This is a genomic window from Syntrophorhabdaceae bacterium (assembly GCA_036504895.1).
Classification (GTDB): domain Bacteria; phylum Desulfobacterota; class Syntrophorhabdia; order Syntrophorhabdales; family Syntrophorhabdaceae; genus PNOM01.
The window spans coordinates 1-21,007 of record DASXUJ010000063.1; the positions used below are offsets into that span (position 1 = coordinate 1).

Consider the following 21,007-nt stretch of genomic DNA (forward strand, 5'->3'; position numbering starts at 1 on the left):
TGGCCGAATTCCCCAACGCATGGATAAAGGATAAGTTCGGGCTTCGCCAGTTCCATCTCCGGGGACGGATCAAGGCGGAGACGGAGGCGATCTGGGCCTGCCTCACCTACAATATAAAGCTATGGATCAGACTCTGCTGGAAACCGCGATGTGCAGGATGACGAAAGGAAAGAGGTAAGGGGATGAGAGAGGGACAAGAAGCAAATAGCTCCACCTAAGATGACTGGCAAGAAGCTACGGTCGAAATACCGGCCCTAGTCACATGACTAACCGTAAAACTATAGTCAAAAGCAAAAGCAGAGGCTTCGGTAAACTGATTTCTTCACAAGTTCCGGCCTCCAATCCTCGCCTGACGGTCCATCTGGAACCTCCGCCGAATTCCCGCGTCCACAGCAGCCGGCTGCTATTATTATAACAATATTGATGCCGGGAAATGAAGCGGATGCTGGGAGGGATGACGAAGTAATCGGTATTATGGATATTCAAAAGGTTACGGGACTCCAAAACATCCGAAAACCCGGTAATAGCGGGGAACAACGCGATTCTGCGAAAATCATGTGTTTCGCCCGTCTTCTTCTGGTAAGATGGTGTGAAAGGAGAATGAGGGACTATGGTTGATATGAACGCAAGCGGGGAGTACACACCGGAATCTGACCTTTTTATGCGAATTGGAGGGCTTCAGCGCCTTATGGCGGAGGCTTCCATCGATTGGGCAATCATTTATGAGAACGTGAACAGGTTCTATTTCACGGGCACCATGGCAAAGGGCATCGTTGCCGTGCCTGTCAACGGCGAGCCTATGCTCTTCCTTGAGAAAGGCAGGGAGCGGGCAAAGGGGGAGACTCCTTTTTCGATTATCCCGGTAAAAAATGAGAAAGAGGCGGGGGCGATCCTGCGGAATGCAGGGGTTTCGGAAGGCGTCACCGGCCTTGAGCTCGATGTGCTGCCGGTCTCCGCGTTCGAGCGGATGAAGCGTACCCTGGGCATCGGCCGGGCCGTGGACATCACGCCGGCTATAAAAGAGCTGAGAATAATTAAAAGCGCCTTTGAGATCGATCAGCTGAAAAAGGCGGGTCATATATCTGACGGGGTATATCGGGCCGCGAGGGACCTCGTCCGTGAAGGGGTGAGCGAGCTTGAGATCGAGGCGGCGCTCGTGGCAACGGGCAGGCGGCTCGGCCACCACGGGGGCTACAGGATGCGGGGGATCAATCAGGAGATCATGATGATGACGATCCAATCGGGGGCGAGCGGCGTGATACCCACCTTTGTGGACGGTCCTCTCCCCGGAGCGGGAATCAGCCCGGCCGTGCCTCACGGCTCCACATTCAAGAAGGTGGAGCGGGGCGTGCCTGTCACCATCGATTATGTGGCGGGATATAACGGCTATCATGCGGATGAGACGAGAGCCTTTGTCGCGGGCGAGCTGAAGGAGGTCTTCCGGAAGCCTTACGAGACATCGAAGGCGATCTTAGAGGATGCCATGGCTTCGGGTAAGGAGGGGGTGGATTGCACCGAACTGTGGGAGCGAGCCTATGCCATGGTGAAGAAAGCCGGGCTGGAGGAATACTTCATGGGCCACGGAGAGAGCCAGGTCTCCTTCCTGGGACACGGAATAGGATTAGAGGTGAATGAGCTTCCCGTAGTCACGGCAAAACACAAAAGGGTGCTGAAAGAGGGGATGGTAATAGCCCTTGAGCCCAAATTCATCCTTCCTCTCCACGGCGCCATAGGCATAGAGATAGATGTGATCGTGAGGAAGGATCGGTTGGAGCGGTTGACTGAAAATCCGATAGAGCTTGTACAGGTGTGATGGATGGGCAACTGAGTTCGGCATACACTTGGACAGCCTCTATTAATTTAATAATATGGATGCCGGGGAAGGAATGTTTGGTTTTGAAGATTGACCAATATCCGGGTGTTATGGGTATCCCGGCGCCTTGTTTACAAGAAAGAAATCTGCTGTCTGCTTATTGGGGGGGGTAAGGGGATGAAGAAAATGGCGGTTTTGTCGTGGGTCGTTATATGCGCGGTTGCGCTGTTTCTTGCCGGTCCCGTACGGGGACAGGACTTTCAGCGGGATTTGGAAGGGACTGTGGGCAAGGCCAGGGTGCAGATGGAATTGACGAAGATCGGGCAGAGCCTTGAGGGCTCTTATTATTATGAAAAGTACGGTACGCCGATCAAGGTGAAGGGACAAATGATCAAATCGAAGGTGAGGCTGAAGGAGGAGAAGGGGGCGATTTTTGAGGGCGATCTCGCCAATGACGGCTCCTTTCAGGGTACCTGGGCAAGCAGGGATAAGAAGAGGTCCCTTCCCGTCACACTGAAGGTGGCCCTCGATACCGTGGCCTTCACCATATACTCGAAAGACTGGACCCGCCAGGGCAAAAGCAAATTGATCGAGAAATGCGAGTTCGAGCGGCTCTATCTTCATCCGACCGGCTACGGCGACAATAAGAACCTCGAGAAGATACGGGGCACGGTGTGGAAGATCTTCTTCGGAGACAGAAACCTCGCAGCCGCAAAGGGCGACCCCCGGAAAGCCATCGACCTGGAGTCGAAAGAGTTCCGCGCCGAGTGCCTTCAGGCCGAAAAAGACGGCGCAGGCAGTGACCACATGGAGACGACCAAAAAGATGTCCACCGTCTTCAACCAGGACAGCATACTCACTATAAAAAACGAATCATGGGAATATATGGGAGGCACCCGGGGAACTCCGGATACGAGCTATACGGTCATCAACCTTGAAAAAGGCGCGGCGCTCCTGTTAAAGGATATCTTCAAAGATGGGTACGACACCTATCTCGGGACGATCGTCACAAAGAAGCTCAAGGAAGAGCTGGCCCAGATAGATAAAAAGGCAAAAAGCCTGAAGGATGCAGGCTACACCAAATTCAAAGAAAACAGCCTCAACGACCCCTATTTCTACATTACCTCGGACGGCATAGGCTTCTTTTATAATGCCTACGCCTTAGGGCCCGCAGGCCCTCTCGGGGCAGTGAGCGAGACCGATATATTCGTCCCTTTTAAGGAGATAGAGAAAGAACGGCTCCGCCCCGAAAGTGTGGTGTACAAGCTGGCGTACGGGAAGAAATAGAGAGAGAAAGAGTAGCCTCCAAATTAAAAATAAAACACACGGGCGGCTGCCCTTCGGAGCGTTTCTCCTCACCGAGCGGGTAGACCCAACGGTGCAAGGCGCAGTGAGCACAGACCCGTCCCGGCATCACGAAGTATGTAAAAAGGAATAAATCATTCTAAAGATTCGACAACACCCGAAAACTTCAAACCCCTGGCTTCCGCCGAAGTGTGGCTGCTTCCAAATGACATTTAACGGCTTTTACATCTAATTTTCACTTGAAATCGACACAGAATAAGAGGAAAATGAAATACACACTAGGTAATAGAGAAGGGGATAGCAAAAGGTTTGTCCCACTGGTCAATTGCGTCCCTCAAAGCACACCTTCGCCGGTTAATTTGGCAAAAAGAACCCTTCAGATTGGGTGCATCTTTTTTTGACGACTTTTTGTTCTTGTTATCATTAGAAACTGCTTTAAGAGGAAAAGTGCCCGTTGCGGTGGCTAGGTCCATGAACGGTAAAATCAGAAATCGAGATGACGGAGGTTACTATGGCGCGCGGAAAACTCTTGGCGTTATCACTACTTTGCCTCACCATTTTTCTGGTTCACGGATGTGCCTCCAATAAACCTGTGGTGAAAAAGGATCTGGCATCCGTCAAAGAGATCACGTTTGTGAGATATCCTTCTGGATATATGGTGGAGGGTACCGGCAAAACGGTAAAAGGGGTGGCGGCGGCGGTGCCGTCTTGGTACATTTTTCCTCCCCTCGCGGCTCCGGTATATCACCACTCCAAGAGGAGAATGATGTCGGATGAAGGAGACGAAATACAGGCGAAATATAGTCTGCCTGATTTTGCCGAACGTGTCCATAAAGACCTCTTCGAGAGGCTTAGCGTGTGCCTTCCCAGTTCTTCGAAACTAATTTATGAGGGAAAGCCTCGTGATGACACTTTTCGGAAAACGACAGATGGGCTTCTTGCCATGGACACCTTCGTCGAAGTTGCGGATGGTTATGGATTGCGGACTGTCGCGACGGTCAAGATGACCGATTCGATGAACAACGTTTTGTGGAAGAGGAAAATCTGGTACAATTCGGTTGACCATAACCGGACATCGAGCATGTCGTTGCTTATGGCCGACGGGGGCAAAAAGCTGAAAGAAGAAGTGGAATATGCGGTGCAACTGACGGTAGCAGATTTGGTAGACGATTTTAACCAGAGCAAGAATAATCAGGGCGTGGAGGGCCGGTAGCGGGTCGACCTGGGGCCATAGTGCAAGGCGCGAGGGGTCAGCCTTGATCAAGGACTGCCGCCTCGCGCTGCTTAATTAAGTATGATACGTCGCCGACTTCGGCGGCACGGGCATGAGCTTTTACAACACGCAAAATACCGAGCAAATTACGAAGGCATAGAGCAAGGGTTGATCATATACGCGACCAACTAATAGTGAAGCAACGCTCTTTGGACTCAAAGCTCACAAATGAAAAGGCCGCTGAATATCGGGATGCACGGAGTTTTCATCCCATCCGGCAGAATGCCGTTAAAAGAATAACAGGCATCAAGAACCTGTTTCAAACGTACTGATCCTATCCCTCCCGCGTCCTCTCCTCCCGATACTGGCCGGTCAAAAATAATTGACAAATTCACCCAGTGTTAACACCTTTAGATTAGGCACGCTATTTCAATTCTTGTTTCCGGAGGGAAAAGATGTGTGACTCGACGGTACCAAAGCGTATAATCGGCGTGACACTGGCATTCATATTTTTATTCGTCGCCATTGTTCCCGCGACGGATCTCGGGGCACAGGAAGGCGCGGCAGTCGCGGGCCCGGAGGCGTCCGCGGCAGGAGCGGGATCTGCGGCGGGAAGTGATGCGATGGCCGGATTTTCGGAAGGAACGGTGGCACTCTTCCTGGTCGGCGTTGCAGCAGCCGCCGGAATCATTGCAATAGCGGGAGGTGGTGGAGGAGGAGGGGGCGGTTCGGCTGTCATAACACCCTCTCACCACTAGGACCTGCGGGTGTGGTTCGCGAATTCTTCCGGAGTAAGGTGAAACCGGTTGGCTCTCCCTCTCGGAATTGCACATAGACATCGTTGTTTTTGTCCCTCGTCGTTCTTATCTTAATAGAAAAGCGGGTGCAACAATGCGCCTTTTCCCCTAACAACCCGGATGGTGAGATCTGATGAACCTTGTCTGTTGTATCAAACAGGTGCCGAATACGGCTGAAGTGAAGATAGATCCCGAAACGAATACGCTCATCCGCTCGGGGGTGGAGTCTATCGCGAATCCCTACGATATGGTCGCCCTGGAGGCGGCACTCGCCCTGAAGGATCGATTCGGAGGGCGGGTGACGGTCCTCTCCATGGGCCCCCCTCAGGCGGACGAGGTGCTGCGTGAGGCAATTTCCCTTGGGGCAGACCAGGCCATTCTCCTGTCGGACCGCGCCTTTGCCGGGGCCGATACCCTCGCTACCGGCTATACCCTCGGCCTCGCGATCAAAAAACTCGCACAGGAAGCACCGGTCCACCTGGTACTGTGCGGTAAGCAAGCCATTGACGGGGATACCGCCCAGGTAGGGCCGGGCATCGCCACGCGGCTCGGCTTCACCCAGCTTACTTACGTGAGCGAGATTGTGGAAATCGACGAATCCGAACGACATATTACGGTGAAGAGAAAAGTTGAGGGAGGGATCGAAACAATACGGGCCCCTATGCCCGCGGTCCTCACCGTGGAGCTCGACCTCGCGAAACCGAGGAGGGCGCCCCTGCCGCAGCTCATCCTCTCTATAAGGACGGGGATCACCCTCTGGACGGGCAGCGACATCGGGGGGGAACCGTCGAGACTGGGACTCAAAGGCTCGCCCACATGGGTGAGGAAGATATTCTCTCCTCCCGTGAAACACGGGGGACCGGTCTTCTTTGCAGACCGGGACCCGGGGCAGGCAGTCCGGGACTGCCTTAACCTCCTCCTTGCCGGCGAACCATCGCCCGTTGGCATGGAGACTGGGGAGGAAGGCTGATCCATGGCAAAAAACCTCAAAGGCATTGAAGTCGCCGAGATCATATCCGATAAGTGCATAGGCTGTCAGATCTGCGTTGCCGAATGCCCCGTCGCCGCGATTACCATGGAGAACGGGGTGGCGCTGATCGATCCCGAACTCTGCATCGGATGCGGGAAATGCCGGGACGTCTGTCCCGTGGAAGCAGTCAAATTCGAGAAAAAAAAGCGCAAGGCGCGGGCCGAGGCCGCGGGAGAGACTCCCGTGGAGAATCCTTACGCCGATTACCGTGGCGTGGCTGTCTTCATCGAGGTCGCAGGGGGCGAAGGAGCCTCCGTATCATGGGAGCTCATAGGCAAGGCCCGGGAGCTCGCCGCGAAATTGAAAACCACCGTGACCGGCCTCCTTCCCGGCCATGGGGTGGACCATATCGCCCGGGAGGCGGTTGCGTACGGGTGTGACGATGTCCACGTCATGGACGATCCCCTGCTCGGGACCTATCTTTCGAGACCCTACGGGAGAGCGTTGTCGGACCTTTGCCGTGCGGTCAGGCCCGAGATAGTGCTCATCGGCGCCACGCCTCTCGGCCGTGATCTGGCGAGCATCGTGGCCACCGAGATCGAGACGGGCCTCACCGCCGATTGCACGGGTCTCGATATCGACGAGGAGAAACGACTGCTCCTCATGACGAGGCCTACTTTCGGCGGCAACATAATGGCAACCATATTCTGCGAGCGCCACCGTCCCCAGATGAGCACCGTGCGACCGAAGGTATTTAAGGCAGGCCAAAAGGACGAGGAGAGGACCGGAAAGATCGTGTCTTATCCCTTTGTTCCCCCCGGCGGCGATTTGCCTGACATTCTTCAGTTTATCGAGGATAAGGCGGGTGCGGGAGCGATCGACATCACCCGCTATGAGACCCTTGTCGTGGCGGGAAAGGGGGCGTGCGACCCCGAGTCCATGCCGCTCCTTCAGGAGCTGGCCGATGTCACCGGGGGAGTCGTGGCCTGTTCGAGACCGGTAGTGGAGGCGGGTCTTATGCCCTACGAGCGGCAGGTGGGCCAGACAGGCAAGACCGTCTCACCAAAGCTCTATATTGCCGTCGGCATATCCGGGGCAGTACAGCACCTGGTAGGCATGCAGGGTTCCGATAAGATTATGGCCATAAATTCCGATCCCGGGGCCCCAATATTTACCGTAGCCACTGCAGGCATCGTGGGGGATTACAGGACGATCGTGCCCCTTCTCATCGAAGAGTTGAGGAAGCTAAGCAGCATGAAAGAGGGGTTAGCATGAATGAAGAATTCGATGTAGCCGTGGTAGGGGCGGGACCCGCGGGTGCTTCGGCGGCGCACGTTTTGGCTGCGGGGGGCGTAAAGACGATTCTCCTCGAAAGGGGAGAATCCGCGGGGGCGAAGAACATTTCCGGGGGCGTGCTCTACGGGCACGATCTCGCGCAGATCGTCCCCGATTTTGCGGGTAAGTCGTGCCCTTATGAAAGAAACATCGTCGAGTCGCGGCTCTGGTTCCTCTCGAAGGAGGGCGGCTTCAGCACCTCTTACAGGGACAAGGTGTTCTACGAGCGCCGCAGCCTCAACGCCTTTACCGTGGGAAGGGCCAAATTCGACAGGTGGTTTGCCGGTCAGGCCTCTCAGCAGGGGGCGCTGCTCGTACCGGCCACAGTGGTGACCGATTTTATAAGGGACGGCAGCGGCAGGGTGACCGGGGTAAAGACGGACCGCCCTGACGGGGATGTGTCGGCCCGGGTGGTCCTCCTGGCAGACGGCATCAATTCTGCCCTGGCAGCCAAAACAGGGTTCCGGCCCGAGCCGAAGCCCGTTGATGTGGCCCTGGCAGTGAAGGAGGTGATCGGCCTTCCCGAAGAGGTGATCAACGACAGGTTCAACGTGGAATCGGGACAGGGGGTGACGATCGAGATAATAGGTGAGGTGACAGGAGGCATGGACGGCATTGCCGTGATCTACACGAACAAAAATTCCCTCTCCCTCTGTATCGGCGCCAACCTCTCCGATTTTACGAAGAACAGGATAAAGCCTTATGAGATGCTCGATGAGTTCAAGGCCCACCCCATGGTGGCGCCCCTTATAAAAGGCGGTGTACCGAAGGAATATATGGCTCATTGGATCGCGGAAGGCGGGTACGACGCAATCCCGAAGCTTACCGGCGACGGATGGCTCATCGCGGGGGATTCGGGGATGCTCTTCAATGCCCTCCACCGGGAAGGCTCGAATATGGCCATGACGTCCGGCCGGTTTGCGGCGGAGGCCGTGATGGAGGCATTCAAAAAAGGCGATTTCACGAGGCGCGGCCTCGAGGGGTACCAGTCGAGGCTCGAGGGCTCTTACATCATGAAGGATATGAAGAAATATCGCCGCTTCGGCCCGTTTCGCCTCCACCACCATGAACTCTTCACGTCCCTGCCCGCCTTGGCCGCCCATGGGGCAAGGGAGATGCTTACCGTTGACGGCGTCCCGAAGAAAGAAAAGCAGGGGGCCATCTGGAGAAAGATCCGGCGGGAATTCTCTCCCCTCGAGATGCTGGAGATCCTCTGGGACGGCATGAGGAGCGTGCGATGACGACAAAGGTAGAAGATAAGCTGTTCCTGGACCGGTTCAAGGTGAATGAAGAGGCCCATATAAAAATAATCGACCAGGGCCTGTGTAACACCCGGTGCGAAGAAGAGCCCTGCCTCTACTTCTGCCCGGCCAACGTATACAGGAGGGAGAAGGACCGGATCGTGGTAGCCTACGAGGGATGCCTGGAGTGCGGCTCCTGCCGGATCGGCTGCCCTAATCTGAATATCGAGTGGAGATATCCTGTCGGAGGGTACGGTATAGCCCACAAATTCGGCTGACGCCGGGGCGCATTCTTCCCCATCTCTGCGTTGCCTTCGTCGTCACGCAGTTCGACGTACTAGAAGTACGCCTTCACTGCCCTCCTCCTCGTCGCCTTGATCTGAGAAAGACTGCGCACCGGCGTCATCGATTGGCAAAAAAACAATTCACAGAATTACAAGCATATAAGAGAATCTCCAATATATAATGAGGCACCGGGTGACGGGATACCATAATAACGGTATTCCCCATCTCAACGTCGACCGCGTTGTCACTTTCCTTGACTACCATATGTACGCCTTCGTCGGCTCCTCGTCACCGCCTCGATCTGCAGAAAAATGCAGCCCCGTCGTCGTCGAATGGGGGGGAAGAAGAGAGAAAGAATGCAAAAGCGCGGGGGCGCGGTATACAATCAGTTCCATAATTACTGAGTAACTATAAATAACTTTTTTTTCTTTTCACTCAATTTACATAATTTTCTTCATGGTGTACTATTACCGTGGGTAGTATCTTTCCTTCCCAACCTGGAGACGCGTCGATGGGTGGTAAAGACGATGTGAAACTGGACCTCATGGATGAGCCGGCTGCGGCGCGGGTACGTATTGCCGAGCTGGAGCGGGAGTTGCGCGCCCTTTCCCTTACGGTGGAATCGGTAAGGAAGAGCGAAGGGTTGTTTCGCCGGCTGGTGGAGAATGCCCGGGAGATGATTTATCGGATGCGGGTTCCCGACGGGAGGTATGAGTATGTGAGCTCCGCCTCTACCGCGCTCACCGGGTACACCCCGGAGGAGATCTATGGACGCCCCCTTTTGATCGCCGAAATACTCGATCCCGCGTGTGCCGATTATTTCAGGAATGAATGGCAGGAACTCGTGGAAGGCAGGATAAAGCCTTCCTATGAATATAAGATCCTTCACAAATCAGGGGAAAAAAGGTGGCTATACCAGACTAATATCCTCGTGCGCGATGACGCGGGGAGGCCGATCGCCCTGGAAGGCGTCGTTACCGATATTACCGAAAGAAAGATAATGGAAGAGGCGCTGCGGGAAAGCGAGCAGCGGTTCCGTTCTCTTCTGGAGGCGACGAGTGACTGGGTATGGCAGATCGATGCGGACCATGTCTATACCTATGCCGGCCCGAGAGTAAAAGAGGTCCTCGGGTACGAGCCCGAGGAGGTGCTGGGCAGAACACCCTTCGATTTTATGCCCTCTTCCGAGGCAGAGCGGATCGGTTCCGAGTTTATGCGCATCGCCCGGGAATATAGCCCTTTTTCCGGGCTCGAGAACCTTAACATGCGTAAAGACGGCAGACTTGTCGTCATCGAGACGAGCGGGACCCCCCTTTTCGACAGGCAGGGATCCTATGCCGGTTACCTCGGTTTCGACCGGGATGTCACGGAGCGCCGCGAGGCGGAGGGGTCATTAAAACGCACCGAGGAAAAATATCACGCCATATTCGATAATGCCGTGATGGGCATTTTCCAGACCACGCCCGACGGCCGGTTCCTGAGCGCCAACCTCGCCCTCGCGAGAAAGTGCGGATTCGACTCTCCTGACGAGCTGATGGCCACGGTCAGGGATATAGGGAAGGAGCAGTACGTCCATGCGGAAGACCGCCTGAGGCTCCATAAGCTGTGCGGGGAAAAGGGCTATGTGGAGGGGTTCGAGACCACCTTTCATAAAAAAGACGGGACCATGATGTGGGTCTCCATGAACGTGCGCGAGGCCCGTGACGCGGAGGGCCGCGTCGTTTATTATGAAGGCACCATCGAAGACATTACAGCGCGGAAGCAGACGGAAGAGGCCCTGAGAAAGAGCGAGCTCTGGAACCGCACGCTCCTCGAGAGCCTGAGCGACGGTGTCTACATCATAGGCAGGGAGAGCCTCTTTACCTTCGTCAATGACGTGATCGCGAAGCGCTCCGGCCACCCGAAAGAGTGGTTCCTGGGGCGCCCCTTCCTGGATGCGGTGCAGCCGGAATACCGGGACGTGGCACAGAGGAATTTCGACCGGCACATGACGGGGGAGTTCATTCCGCCCTACGAGCTTGCCCTCACCTACCCCCGGGGTGATTCTCAGACGTTATGGGTGGAGGTCCATAACAGGCCCTTGTGGGACAATGGCAATGTTGTCGGCGTTCTCGGTATATCCCGCGACGTCACCCCCCGCAAACAGATAGAAGCGGAGCTCCTGAAGAAGCGCACCCTGGAGTCCATAGGCACCCTCGCGGGCGGCATCGCCCATGACTTCAATAACCTCCTGATGGCGGTGACCGGCTATATCTCCATTGCCAAGATCGCCCTGCCTCCCGAGAGCGAGGAGTTCTCTTTCCTCGCCGAAGCGGAGCGCATCTCTCTTGCGGGCAAGGAGCTTACGAGGAAGCTCATCACCTTCTCGGAAGGGGGCAGCTCCACGAGAAAGGTCCTCTCCCTGCGCGAGCTCGTGAGAGACTCTTCCCCCATTGCCCTTACGGGCTCCAATGTGGAATGCGTCAGCCGTCTACCCCAGGAGCTCTTCCTGGTGGACGCGGACGAGCTCCAGATCGGCCAGGCGATCCACAATATCGTACTCAATGCCCGTGAAGCCATGCCCGATGGGGGCACGATAGAGATAGAAGGGGCGAATATGACCATTACCGGCGAAGAGGGCCTTCCTCTTCCCCCGGGAGAGTATGTGAAGATCTCCATAAAGGATAAAGGCAAGGGGATACGCCCTTCCGACCTCCCGAAGATATTCGACCCTTACTTCACCACCAAGGGCATGGGCGCGGAGCGGGGCATGGGACTGGGCCTCGCCGTTGCCTATTCCGCGGTGAAGAGGCATAACGGCCACCTGATCGTGGAGTCCGTCCCGAACGAAGGCACCAGCGTCCATATCACCCTGCCCGCGTACAAGGCGGGACCCGCCCCTTCACCTGTTCCTCCCCCGCCTCACGAGAAGAAGATCCTCTTTATGGATGACGACGACAATGTACGGGCCATAGGGGGAAAGCTCATCGCCCACCTGGGGTATAAGGTAGCCCTCGCCGCACATGGAAGGGAAGCCCTCTCCCTTTATGCCCGCGCCCTTGAATCAAAAGAGCCCTTCGATGCGGTGATCCTCGATCTCACGATTAAAGGGGGCATGGGAGGAAAAGAGGTCTTCGACCGGATACGCTCCTTGGACCCTGCCATCAAGGCCATCATCTCGAGCGGCTATACCGATGACCCTGCCATCTCCCGCTACCGGGAATACGGCTTCAAGGGGGTCATCACCAAGCCTTATAAGATAGAGGAGCTTAAGGAGCTGCTTCGGGAAGTGGCGGGGTAGGTTTTTAGGGGAAAAATGCTCCCCCACCCCAATCGAGGGGGCGGACCTGAATTGTATCGCCGGGATTGACCGAGCTCTCCGCGGGGATCACTACGAGGGAGTTCGCCTTTTCCATGGGAATGGACTCCCCCGTGTTCCGGCTCCCACAGAGCGTGACGCAATAGGCGCCGCAAGAGCCCGTCAAGATCGTCCATTTCACCAGAGGCACCGGGCGCCCGTTCGAAAATGCATCGGCTGCCACGGCGTCGACCCCGGCGGGATCCGTTGTCTCGACACCGCGCATCTTGAGAAGGGCAGGTCTTACGAGCATCTCGAAATTGACGAGGCCGGCGGCCGGGGGACCGGCCAAACCGAAGAGAGGGACCGTGATTTTCACGCCCTCGGGGCCCTTTCTTTCAAGGAGGCTGAAGAGGACCGCCCTTCCCGGCTCCATCTTCACCCGGGAAAAGAGCGGCTTGCCCTCTTTTCCCATCAAAAGCCTGACCACGTCGTAGTCGCCCATGGAGACGCCTCCTGTGGTGATGATCCCATCCCACTTCAAGCCCTTTCGAATCTTCGCAAGGAGCGATGCCTCGCGGTCGCAGGCGATGCCGAGAACCTTGGGGATCCCCTCATAGCAAGAAACCATCGATGCCACGGCGGGACCGTTGCTGTTATATATTTTGCCCGGGACCAGGGGCCTGCCCATGCTTTGCAGCTCGTTTCCCGTGGCGATCACCCCGATACGGGGACGGCGAATCACCTTGACCCGGTGTAAACCGCTGGTGACGAGCGCCGAAATCTGGGGGGGACCAATGATGGTCCCGGCGGTCATGAGGAGCGTTCCTTCGCTCATCGCGCTTCCTGCCCTCCGGATATGGGTCCCCGGCTCCGCGGGTATGTAGATCTTCACCTCTTTCGGTCGTAAAACACGGGCCCCTTGATGTCCCCGCGGCTCATCGGTGTCTTCGAATTGCACCACGCAATCGGCGCCTTCCGGTATATGGGCCCCAGTCATAATGCGGGTGCAGGTCCCGGGACCCACCGTTTTTCGGGCCATGGAACCGGCCTTTACGGTCTCGATGGTACGGAGAACAACGGGCTTTTGACGGCCGGCGCTCCTCACATCGAGAGACCTTACGGCATATCCGTCCCGGGCGGAGACATCCGACGGGGGAAACCCCTGACGAGCGAAGACATCCTGAGCAAGGACCTGTCCCGTGCATTCCGCCACGGGCCGCTCTTCCGGCTCTCCGGCATGGGTATTTTCAAGTATTATCCTGAGCGCTTCTTCGTAACTGATCAATGCATTGCTCCTTGATGTGGGAGAACGGGGCAGTCTCGTCAGCCCAGTTGCCGGAATGCGGTGGCTTTTATGGCCGCATACAGCTCCGCCCCTTGTACAATCTCGAGCTCCTCTACCGCCTCCTGTACCACTGCCGCCACAAGCCGTTTATCGCCGAAGGAGAGCTCCACTCCGATCCTGCCGCCAGCCCGGAAGAGGTCGGTGACGCTGCCCTTCAGAAGGTTGCGGGCGCTGATCGCCTCCGGATGGCGCTTGAAGAGAATGATGTCCGTGGCGGGAAGCTCGTAGAGGATTTCCTCCCCTTCCGTGCCTCCCGAAATGAGCAGCTCCTGGTCTCCCCAGGGATAGACGCAAAGGCCATCCATGCGACGGATACCCTTCAGCCTGAGGAGGTTCTGATAGCCCGGCCCCTTCTCTCCAATCGTGTTGCGCGCCAGCTCCTCGCCGGTGGTCTGGCCGGTGACCCTTCCGTCCGCGAGATGGAGCACCCGGTCCGTCATGATCCTCATCTCCGTAAGGGAGTGGGAGATGAAGAGATAGGGTATCCTGAATTGTTCGCACGCATTCTTCAGGAATGGGATTATCTGGAACTTGAGCGTATCGTCAAGACCCGACAGGGGCTCGTCCATGAGAAGGACGCGGGGGTTCGCGAGCACCGCCCGGCCTATGGCAATCCGCTGCTTCTCTCCCCCCGAGAGGTTCTTCACCCCACGGTGGAGAAGGGGACCGATATTCAGAACCTCAACCAGGCTTTCGAGGGTGATCTTGCGCAGCTCCGGAGGACAGCGTTTATAGCCGTAGAGGAGATTGCCCCTCACGCTCAGGTGGGGGAAAAGGTGGGGCTGCTGAAAGACCATGCTGATCCGCCGGTGCTCGGCGGTCATCCTGATCCCTTTGGCGCTGTCGAAGAGGCATTCGCCGTCAAGCTCGATAACTCCATGATCGGGGTGGCGAAGCCCTGAAATGAGGCTTACCAGTGTCGACTTCCCTCCGCCCGAAGGGCCGAATATCCCGATCCGGTCGCCTTGGATCACAAAATCAGCTTCCAGTAAAAATCGTCCCATCCGTTTTTGTGCCGAAACCCGAAGCTCCATCTCAGTCTGCCCTTACCATGCGCCTGCCCAGCCACTCATGGAAGAAGAGGACAACCACGGAGATTACGACCGAGACAAGACAGAGCGCCATGGCCATAGCGTCGCCCCTCGGTGAGCTCACATATTCGTAAATCGCGAGCGGTATGGTCTGGGTCACGCCGGGTATATTGCCCGCCACAATGATCGTGGCGCCGAATTCGCCCAATCCCCTGGCAAACATGAGTACCGAGCCCGCGACAAGTCCCCGCACGGACAAAGGGAGGATCACGGTCAGGACCGTGTCGAGCCTGCCCGCGCCGAGAGTCCGGGAGGCCTCGATTAGGCCCCTGTCGATGGTCTCCATGCCGGTCCCGATGGATCTCACCATGAGGGGGAAACCGACCACCGCCGTCGCGATGACCGCTGCCTTCCAGGTGAAGATAAGTGTTATGCCGAGGGGCTGGAGTATCTGTTTCCCGATCCAGCCGCTTTGTCCGAGGAGCATGAGCAGGAGGTAGCCGATCACCACGGGCGGCAGGGTGAGAGGCAGATTGACCACCACATCGAGGGCCACCCTCCCGCGAAACCGTTCGTAGGTCATGAGGTAGGCGACGGCAAAGCCGAAGGGAAGAGAGATGAGGGTCGCGACTACCGCAACCTTGAGGGAGAGGAATATGGCCGAATAATCAGCGGGGGAAAAAGCCGTCATGGGAGATTATTTTACCATAAACCCGTGCTGGGTCAGGACTGTTTTTGCTTCGGGCGACCGGAGAAAGGCATAAAAAGCCCGCCCACCGGTTTTCCTCGCACCCTTCGAAGTAAGCGCGACAGGATAGGTGACCCGGGGGTAGAGCGCCTGGGGAACGGCAAAGAGAATCTTCACGTGTTTCGCCATCTGCTCCGCATCGGTCCTGTAGACGAAGGCGCCGCTCACTTCTCCCCTGTCGGCGTACATGAGTGATTCCCTCACGTCCCGTGCCATGACCAGCTTCCCTTCGAGCTGCCCGTAAATGCCGGCTTTTTTAAGGGCTTCCACGGCATATTGACCGGCAGGAACGCTTTTCGGGCTCCCGATGGCAAAATCCTCTCCAGCTTCACCACATCCTTTATATTTTTTACCCCGGACTCCGGCCCAGCCACGAAGACGAGCTCATTGAAGGCGAAGAGAAACACGTTCTTTCCGTCAACCAGTCCCTTCTCTTTCAAAAAATCGACCCACTCCGTATTTGCAGAGAAGAAAAGATCGCATGGCGCGCCGTTCTCCACCTGCTTCGCCAATGTGCCGGAGCCGCCGAAATTGCTCTGAAACCTGATACCGGGGTTCTTCTTTTCGAACCCGCCGGCAAGAGCGCTCACCGCCTCTCTCAGGCTTGCGGCGACGGAAAGGTTGATCTCTTCCGCCCCGACACATGAGGTGAAGAGTAAGATAAACCCCAAAAAGAAAAGGGAAAAGCTTTTCAAACCTCCCATGTACTCCTCCTTCGTTATGGCCCTACGGTTATAACGTCATCCAAAAAAAGAGGGGCAAAATTCCATTCACCCCTGCGAAGCCCCCGGCATCTCCACTCAAAAAAATATGAACACCCGGGAAAAATATTGTAACATAATTGGTTTTCGTTGTATATTCCAAAATACTTCGGATGCTTCTGACGGGTGAGAAAAGATCCTTCCCTATGAAACCAACGGAAAGGCGGAAAACATCAACGCCGCCAATATCCCCCGGGATAGCGGTAATAAGATGAACCCCAGGGATAGTAGGGCGCGTAAAGCACCGAAGGGGTCTCCTCCCAGAGATATACCTGTTCCGCCACGAAAGAGGGAAAGGTGTATTTCATATCGTCGATTTTCCCCTCTTCGATTCCCCGGAAGAAGGCCGCGAGGGTGATCTCCCTGTCCTTTTTATAGATTACCGGATCGAGCATGCCCCTGTCTTTGGGGTAGAGGGCGAGAAACCTCGTCGTGGGCTGGGGTACCCCCTCCAGTTCACCGGTCCAGTCTACGGGCACATAGACTGCCTCTATCAGGGAGCCTCTTTCGGTCAGCTTCACCGAAGCGATTTTACCGCCGAGAATGAAAAGTTTCCCCTCATATCGGCCGGGGTCTTTCATTACTTCAAGAAAGGAAAATTTCCTTATGCCTTCGCTCATGAGATCCTTGCGGATGACCGAGCACGACAAGAGCATAAGAACTGCCGTGGTGAGGAGGAGACATTTTTTCACGGTTCGCGCTCCTCTCATACTATAGGCGGCGACGGCGCAAGGTCCTCCGCTTAGGCCTCTACTCTTTCTCCCACCACATTATGGCCCAGTTGCACTGCATCTCATAAGGCAGCCTCCATCTTCCGTCCACCCTTAGGAGGTGTTCTTTCATGAAGGCCCTCAGTTTGTCCTCTTCCGCCTCGGTCAGGTCCTGAAACATCCACTTCTGGGCCTCGACCGCTTCCTCGTGGCTCGCCCAGTCATTGGCATAGTCTTCGCGGACGAAGGCGATATTGGCGAGGATGCCCATGTGCTGATAAAGGAGGTTATAGTAGATATGGGTATAGCTGGGACCCATCTCGAGCTTTCGGCCGGTCGCCTCATAGATCCTGCGGTCGAAGGGACCGTCTCCGACACATTGCGAAATATAGACCTGCTTTCTGGCAACCCTGTTCAGCTTCATCACCGAATCCAGAAGATCATGGGAACCGAGGGACCGTGAAGCAATGGCCACGTCATGGACCCCGATCTTGAGGGCAGACCAGTTGTCGTCCCACCACCCCCTGACAGGAGAAATATTCTTTATACTCCTCTCGGCGCAACGCTCTTCCAGGAGATCGAGCATCTCCCTCGAGTGGTCCATTGCCGTGACGCTCTTCACTCTCGATGCGAGAGGGATCGCCAGAGTCCCGCCCGCACATGCCACGTCGAGCACGGTCCACTCAGGCTCGATTTTTAATATCTTGAGGAGGCCCTCGGCATAACCCGAGCCGTCCGCATACTCCGTGAACTCCGAGATCCGTGCTTCCCGGAGATTACGGTTACGTCCTCTTACGACATGCTCCGTCACCTTCTTCGCCCTGGACTGCCTGACTCTTGCTATTCTCGTTTCCATGATTCCCGCCCTCCGCTATGTCCGTGATAGCTGCTGGTTCACCTGCCGCTTCCGCCCGCCGGACTCACGTGTAGTCATCAATAGAACTCCGTCCATGGGCGCTCGTTTCTGTTTTTCCAGTGAAGGGGGCAGTCCGCTATAGCGGCACTTTCCCTCCGAAATACAGGAATTGCGTCCCCTCTCCGGGATAGAAGCCTTTGTCGATCGCCCTCACCCTGACTCCCTTTAGAGGGGGTGCGGGGCTGCTCAATTTAGGTAGTATAGAATACCTATATAATATCCTTCCCATCCCAGTCAAGGAAAGTTTCGAATTTATTTTCTCCATTTTGGTCAATCGTGCGGGAAAGGAGCGATCTCACGCTCCCTCCCTCAACACCGTAAGACGTCCTTCTCCTGCCGTCAAGGAGTTGTTCCGACTCTCGTTTCGATTATTTGAAAAATTGGGGGAGAAAAGTTGAAGAGAAGTGTGAGTGTTCCAGAAATGGTCCATCCCTTCGGATGAATCAATAAAAAAGGCGGGAGCTCAAGGCTCCCGCCGTTCGTACGGGTAGTACTACTTCTTTGCGGGCTCGGGAGCTTTCTCGGCGGGTGCTGCTGCTTTGTCTTCGGCAGGTTTTGCTTCTTTTTTTGCTTTTGCCTTTTTTGCTTTCTTCGCCTTCTTGGTCTCTTTTACTGCGCCATCGTCTTTCTTCTCAGGGGCGGCTACTGCGGCCTTGTCTGCAGGAGCGGCGGCCGGCTTGTCCTGGGTAAAACCGGTGGAGACGAATACTACGCTGATAAGAAGGGCCAATACGATCAATGCTGCTTTCTTCATTTAGACACCTCATGGTTTATTTAACTTCTTGGGAGTGATAGTTGCATTTACGGTGCCAAATGTCTCCGCTGAGATAAGCTGCTGATATTAAAGACAGTGGATTCCAAACCAATCTCGACCTGTTCGTGAATTGAAGAATTTTGTCAAAACCCGTTCGTTAATTTATGAATTGCAGGATTATTATCCTCTCCGGAATGGACCCGATGCCGCAGGGGTCGGATGGGGCTATTTCCTGAGGAATTCCTTCTTGTAACGCAGGGAGCCGCACTCCCAGTCGGCCAGCAGGAGGTTCTGAGGATATTCGGTATATATGTACACCGCCATATTGCAGGATTTCATACGGCTTATAGGGGTCCCTATCTCGCCGGTCACTTTCTTGGAACCAGGATCGGTCATCCAGAATCGTGTCTCATATTCCTCGAAAAGGGCCGCACAGACTTCCGAAACTCGCTTCTTCCGCTCCTTTACGCTCGTTTTCAGGATCGAAGGAAATACGTAGACGATTGCCGTGATCGTATCCTTCCCCGCCACCGAGACGATCCTGGAGACGTATTGATATTTGGCGGAGGAAAGCGCCCATGGTCTGTTCAGCTCCAGATCGAGGAGCCTGAGCTCCATCTCCAGTCGCGAGATCTTCTCCAGATGAGCGACAAATACCGCGTCCTCCCCAAGGCAATAGCCCGTCAAAAGGAAGAGCCCCATAAGGGATAAAATGATACGCCCGATCGACCTCAATATCCCCCCGCACCCTCCTTCTTTTTCTCTTTTTCACCCATCACACGCTCCCTATTTTATCCGGCTCTTTAAAGCGAATGCAAGTGGGCGGAGGGGACCGGCCCGCCGGAAAGAATCATTCCCCGGCCATGCCGAGTTTTCTCCTGCACCAGGCTTCATACGTCTGTGCCGATGACATATATTCGGCCATTGTAAACGCAGGTCCGTTGAGTTTCTCCACAAGGGTAGGATCGACCACACCGCTTTGGGCGAGGGTCAGGCCCAGCTCCCGGAGCATCACGCGGTGCGGTTCAATCTTTGAAGGCTCGATCTGGAATACGAGAGAGCCGGCAACGCAGATTTCGGCGACCGGGTCCGATCCCGCATTCACGGCCTGGGCTCTGAAGGTGGCGATAAGGGGCGCGAAGATGTCGTGATCGGGCATGCCCGCAGTGGAGACGAGCAGGTATTTTGGGGGCATGGGCCACCAGTGGGTATGGCTCATTCTCCCCGACCCGTCTTTTTGCAGAAAGGGCTGCATCGAGCAGACAAAACGGTCCATCACCGCCTTCATCTGGGCGGTCATGTTGTGGGTGTACACGGGAGTGCCGATCACCAGCAGGTCCGTCGCCTTTACCCGCTCGTATATTGCCGTCATATCGTCCTTTATGACGCATTCTCCCCGGGTTTTATGCATGCATGAGAGGCATCCCGTGCAGGCCGCGATCTTCATGGCCGCCACTTCGAAGCGCTCTACCCGGGATCCTCCTTGGGTGAGCCCTTCCGTCAGGCTCCCGAGGAGCGCGCCCGTCACGCCCCCGGCGCCCCTGGGACTTCCGTTCAAGATGGTAACTTCCATGCCCTTCTTCCTCCTTTGGCTATCGGTCCGCGAAAATATTGTCTTTGCCCGTCACAAATACCTGAATAGTCTATCATAAGGAAGGAGGGGCTTATGAAAGAAGTTGAACAGGGCTAAAAAAAAGGGTCCGAGGGGAGCAGGTTCTTACGGGAAGAGGGGAGACACAAAAATAGAGCTTTGCCTCCTGCACGGCGTGCCATGGACACAAGTGGAGCGGGCCAGAGGGCCCGCTCCCGATAATCGTTAAATTATTTCTTTTTTGCCTTTGCTGCCGGTTTCGCAGGAGCTTTCTTTGCTGCGGTTTTCGCTGTGGCTGCCTTTCCGTTTGCTGCGGCTTTCAATGCTGCTCCCGCGGTGAACTTGGGGACTTTCTTTGCGGCAATCTTGATCTCTTTGCCGGTCTTCGGGTTTCTTCCCTTACGGGCCTTCCTCTCGGAAACCGAGAATGTGCCGAAGCCCACGAGTGTCAGCTTCTCACCCTTCTTTATCGCCTGCTCGATGGTACCGGTGACCACGGAGAGGGCCTTTGCTGCGGTAACTTTGGTAACTTTGATTTCTTCTGAAAGTTTGGAGACAATATCAGCCTTGGTCATTCTAACTACCTCCTTGTGGTATATGTGGATGTATGATTATCAGGCAAATAAGCTTTGCCTGTCATGTCAATCCTTATAGAACGACCAATCACAAGAAGTTAATATCATAATCATACGAAAAAGCAAGATATTTTTGCATAAATCGACAATTTTTTTGCTTTTAAACTCTTTGAAGAGTGGGGAGGGGATTAACGGGGACGACTTACAGGCCTTCCCGGCTCGCGTGAATCGAGATAGAAGACCCTGTCACCCTGCTCCTGCCTGTCATAAAGAACATGTCCGAGCCACGTCGCCTCAAGCAGGAGGGCGGTCTTCTTTATGCGTTCCTCTATCAATC

General features: G+C 55.6%; 19 protein-coding genes and 1 pseudogene. 9 read left to right on the forward strand and 11 right to left on the reverse strand.

All coding sequences use genetic code 11. The features are described from left to right. Positions 1 to 610: 610 nt before the first annotated feature. The 9 genes from VGJ94_08595 (at position 611) to VGJ94_08635 (ending at position 12,239) form a co-directional block, all read left to right on the forward strand. The gene (locus tag VGJ94_08595) at positions 611 to 1,813 is read left to right on the forward strand and encodes a Xaa-Pro peptidase family protein (GenBank protein ID HEY3276665.1); all 1,203 of its coding nucleotides are present in this window, start codon (positions 611 to 613) and stop codon (positions 1,811 to 1,813) included. A gap of 177 nt (positions 1,814 to 1,990) precedes the next feature. Further along, positions 1,991 to 3,100, forward strand: coding sequence for an RsiV family protein (locus tag VGJ94_08600; GenBank protein HEY3276666.1), 1,110 nt, complete (start codon positions 1,991 to 1,993; stop codon positions 3,098 to 3,100). A 529-nt stretch (positions 3,101 to 3,629) separates the two neighbouring features. Further along, entirely contained in the window at positions 3,630 to 4,331 is a 702-nt protein-coding gene (locus VGJ94_08605) for a hypothetical protein (GenBank protein HEY3276667.1), read from the forward strand. 455 nt (positions 4,332 to 4,786) lie between these two features. Continuing rightward, the gene (locus VGJ94_08610; GenBank protein ID HEY3276668.1) at positions 4,787 to 5,089 is read left to right on the forward strand and encodes a hypothetical protein; all 303 of its coding nucleotides are present in this window, start codon (positions 4,787 to 4,789) and stop codon (positions 5,087 to 5,089) included. A gap of 172 nt (positions 5,090 to 5,261) precedes the next feature. After that, positions 5,262 to 6,098, forward strand: coding sequence for an electron transfer flavoprotein subunit beta/FixA family protein (locus tag VGJ94_08615; GenBank protein ID HEY3276669.1), 837 nt, complete (start codon positions 5,262 to 5,264; stop codon positions 6,096 to 6,098). A 3-nt stretch (positions 6,099 to 6,101) separates the two neighbouring features. Further along, positions 6,102 to 7,373 (forward strand): FAD-binding protein, encoded by a 1,272-nt coding sequence (locus VGJ94_08620; protein ID HEY3276670.1) that lies wholly within the window; start codon positions 6,102 to 6,104, stop codon positions 7,371 to 7,373. After that, a complete protein-coding gene (locus VGJ94_08625; GenBank protein HEY3276671.1) occupies positions 7,370 to 8,674 on the forward strand; it encodes an FAD-dependent monooxygenase in 1,305 nt (434 codons plus the stop codon). Before VGJ94_08620 ends, VGJ94_08625 begins: the two co-directional genes overlap by 4 nt. Further along, on the forward strand, positions 8,671 to 8,952 hold the full coding sequence (locus tag VGJ94_08630; GenBank protein HEY3276672.1) for a 4Fe-4S dicluster domain-containing protein: 282 nt from the start codon (positions 8,671 to 8,673) through the stop codon (positions 8,950 to 8,952). The genes VGJ94_08625 and VGJ94_08630 overlap by 4 nt, the downstream gene beginning before the upstream one ends. Before the next feature lie 518 nt (positions 8,953 to 9,470). Then, positions 9,471 to 12,239 carry a PAS domain S-box protein gene (locus VGJ94_08635; protein ID HEY3276673.1) on the forward strand — a complete coding sequence of 923 codons (2,769 nt, stop codon included), beginning with the start codon at positions 9,471 to 9,473 and terminating at the stop codon, positions 12,237 to 12,239. 4 nt (positions 12,240 to 12,243) lie between these two features. Here VGJ94_08635 and glp read toward each other — a convergent pair whose 3' ends face one another. The 11 genes and pseudogenes from glp to VGJ94_08690 form a co-directional block, all read right to left on the reverse strand. Then, complete coding sequence (gene glp, locus VGJ94_08640; protein ID HEY3276674.1) at positions 12,244 to 13,524, reverse strand: gephyrin-like molybdotransferase Glp; 1,281 nt, start codon at positions 13,522 to 13,524, stop codon at positions 12,244 to 12,246. Between the two features lie 38 nt (positions 13,525 to 13,562). Then, positions 13,563 to 14,618: a molybdenum ABC transporter ATP-binding protein gene (gene modC, locus VGJ94_08645; GenBank protein ID HEY3276675.1), complete on the reverse strand. Its 1,056-nt coding sequence runs from the start codon at positions 14,616 to 14,618 to the stop codon at positions 13,563 to 13,565. 1 nt (position 14,619) lies between these two features. Continuing rightward, the gene (gene modB / locus VGJ94_08650; GenBank protein ID HEY3276676.1) at positions 14,620 to 15,306 is read right to left on the reverse strand and encodes a molybdate ABC transporter permease subunit; all 687 of its coding nucleotides are present in this window, start codon (positions 15,304 to 15,306) and stop codon (positions 14,620 to 14,622) included. A gap of 6 nt (positions 15,307 to 15,312) precedes the next feature. Then, the gene (gene modA / locus VGJ94_08655; protein ID HEY3276677.1) at positions 15,313 to 15,633 is read right to left on the reverse strand and encodes a molybdate ABC transporter substrate-binding protein; all 321 of its coding nucleotides are present in this window, start codon (positions 15,631 to 15,633) and stop codon (positions 15,313 to 15,315) included. Continuing rightward, positions 15,564 to 16,067: a molybdate ABC transporter substrate-binding protein gene (modA, locus tag VGJ94_08660; GenBank protein ID HEY3276678.1), complete on the reverse strand. Its 504-nt coding sequence runs from the start codon at positions 16,065 to 16,067 to the stop codon at positions 15,564 to 15,566. The genes modA (VGJ94_08655) and modA (VGJ94_08660) overlap by 70 nt, the downstream gene beginning before the upstream one ends. Positions 16,068 to 16,297: 230 nt before the next feature. Then, positions 16,298 to 16,816 carry a Slp family lipoprotein gene (locus VGJ94_08665; GenBank protein ID HEY3276679.1) on the reverse strand — a complete coding sequence of 173 codons (519 nt, stop codon included), beginning with the start codon at positions 16,814 to 16,816 and terminating at the stop codon, positions 16,298 to 16,300. A gap of 58 nt (positions 16,817 to 16,874) precedes the next feature. Next, complete coding sequence (locus VGJ94_08670; protein HEY3276680.1) at positions 16,875 to 17,690, reverse strand: methyltransferase domain-containing protein; 816 nt, start codon at positions 17,688 to 17,690, stop codon at positions 16,875 to 16,877. A gap of 553 nt (positions 17,691 to 18,243) precedes the next feature. Further along, positions 18,244 to 18,504 (reverse strand): hypothetical protein, encoded by a 261-nt coding sequence (locus tag VGJ94_08675; protein ID HEY3276681.1) that lies wholly within the window; start codon positions 18,502 to 18,504, stop codon positions 18,244 to 18,246. Positions 18,505 to 18,729: 225 nt separating this feature from the next. Next, positions 18,730 to 19,239 (reverse strand): hypothetical protein, encoded by a 510-nt coding sequence (locus VGJ94_08680; protein ID HEY3276682.1) that lies wholly within the window; start codon positions 19,237 to 19,239, stop codon positions 18,730 to 18,732. A 115-nt stretch (positions 19,240 to 19,354) separates the two neighbouring features. Further along, positions 19,355 to 20,077: a flavodoxin family protein gene (locus tag VGJ94_08685; GenBank protein ID HEY3276683.1), complete on the reverse strand. Its 723-nt coding sequence runs from the start codon at positions 20,075 to 20,077 to the stop codon at positions 19,355 to 19,357. Positions 20,078 to 20,400: 323 nt separating this feature from the next. Continuing rightward, positions 20,401 to 20,670: pseudogene (locus VGJ94_08690) on the reverse strand (HU family DNA-binding protein). Positions 20,671 to 21,007: the final 337 nt, after the last annotated feature.

Excerpts from the sequence above, each read along its gene's own strand:
- VGJ94_08630 (HEY3276672.1), top strand. The coding sequence starts at position 8,671 with ATGACGACAAAGGTAGAAGATAAGCTGTTCCTGGACCGGTTCAAGGTG.
- VGJ94_08600 (HEY3276666.1), top strand. The coding sequence starts at position 1,991 with ATGAAGAAAATGGCGGTTTTGTCGTGGGTCGTTATATGCGCGGTTGCG.
- VGJ94_08670 (HEY3276680.1), bottom strand. The coding sequence starts at position 17,690 with ATGGAAACGAGAATAGCAAGAGTCAGGCAGTCCAGGGCGAAGAAGGTG.
- VGJ94_08610 (HEY3276668.1), top strand. The coding sequence starts at position 4,787 with ATGTGTGACTCGACGGTACCAAAGCGTATAATCGGCGTGACACTGGCA.
- VGJ94_08605 (HEY3276667.1), top strand. The coding sequence starts at position 3,630 with ATGGCGCGCGGAAAACTCTTGGCGTTATCACTACTTTGCCTCACCATT.
- VGJ94_08675 (HEY3276681.1), bottom strand. The coding sequence starts at position 18,504 with ATGAAGAAAGCAGCATTGATCGTATTGGCCCTTCTTATCAGCGTAGTA.
- VGJ94_08685 (HEY3276683.1), bottom strand. The coding sequence starts at position 20,077 with ATGGAAGTTACCATCTTGAACGGAAGTCCCAGGGGCGCCGGGGGCGTG.
- modC (HEY3276675.1), bottom strand. The coding sequence starts at position 14,618 with ATGGAGCTTCGGGTTTCGGCACAAAAACGGATGGGACGATTTTTACTG.
- VGJ94_08620 (HEY3276670.1), top strand. The coding sequence starts at position 6,102 with ATGGCAAAAAACCTCAAAGGCATTGAAGTCGCCGAGATCATATCCGAT.
- VGJ94_08625 (HEY3276671.1), top strand. The coding sequence starts at position 7,370 with ATGAATGAAGAATTCGATGTAGCCGTGGTAGGGGCGGGACCCGCGGGT.
- modA (HEY3276678.1), bottom strand. The coding sequence starts at position 16,067 with ATGGGAGGTTTGAAAAGCTTTTCCCTTTTCTTTTTGGGGTTTATCTTA.
- VGJ94_08615 (HEY3276669.1), top strand. The coding sequence starts at position 5,262 with ATGAACCTTGTCTGTTGTATCAAACAGGTGCCGAATACGGCTGAAGTG.
- VGJ94_08635 (HEY3276673.1), top strand. The coding sequence starts at position 9,471 with ATGGGTGGTAAAGACGATGTGAAACTGGACCTCATGGATGAGCCGGCT.
- VGJ94_08595 (HEY3276665.1), top strand. The coding sequence starts at position 611 with ATGGTTGATATGAACGCAAGCGGGGAGTACACACCGGAATCTGACCTT.
- modB (HEY3276676.1), bottom strand. The coding sequence starts at position 15,306 with ATGACGGCTTTTTCCCCCGCTGATTATTCGGCCATATTCCTCTCCCTC.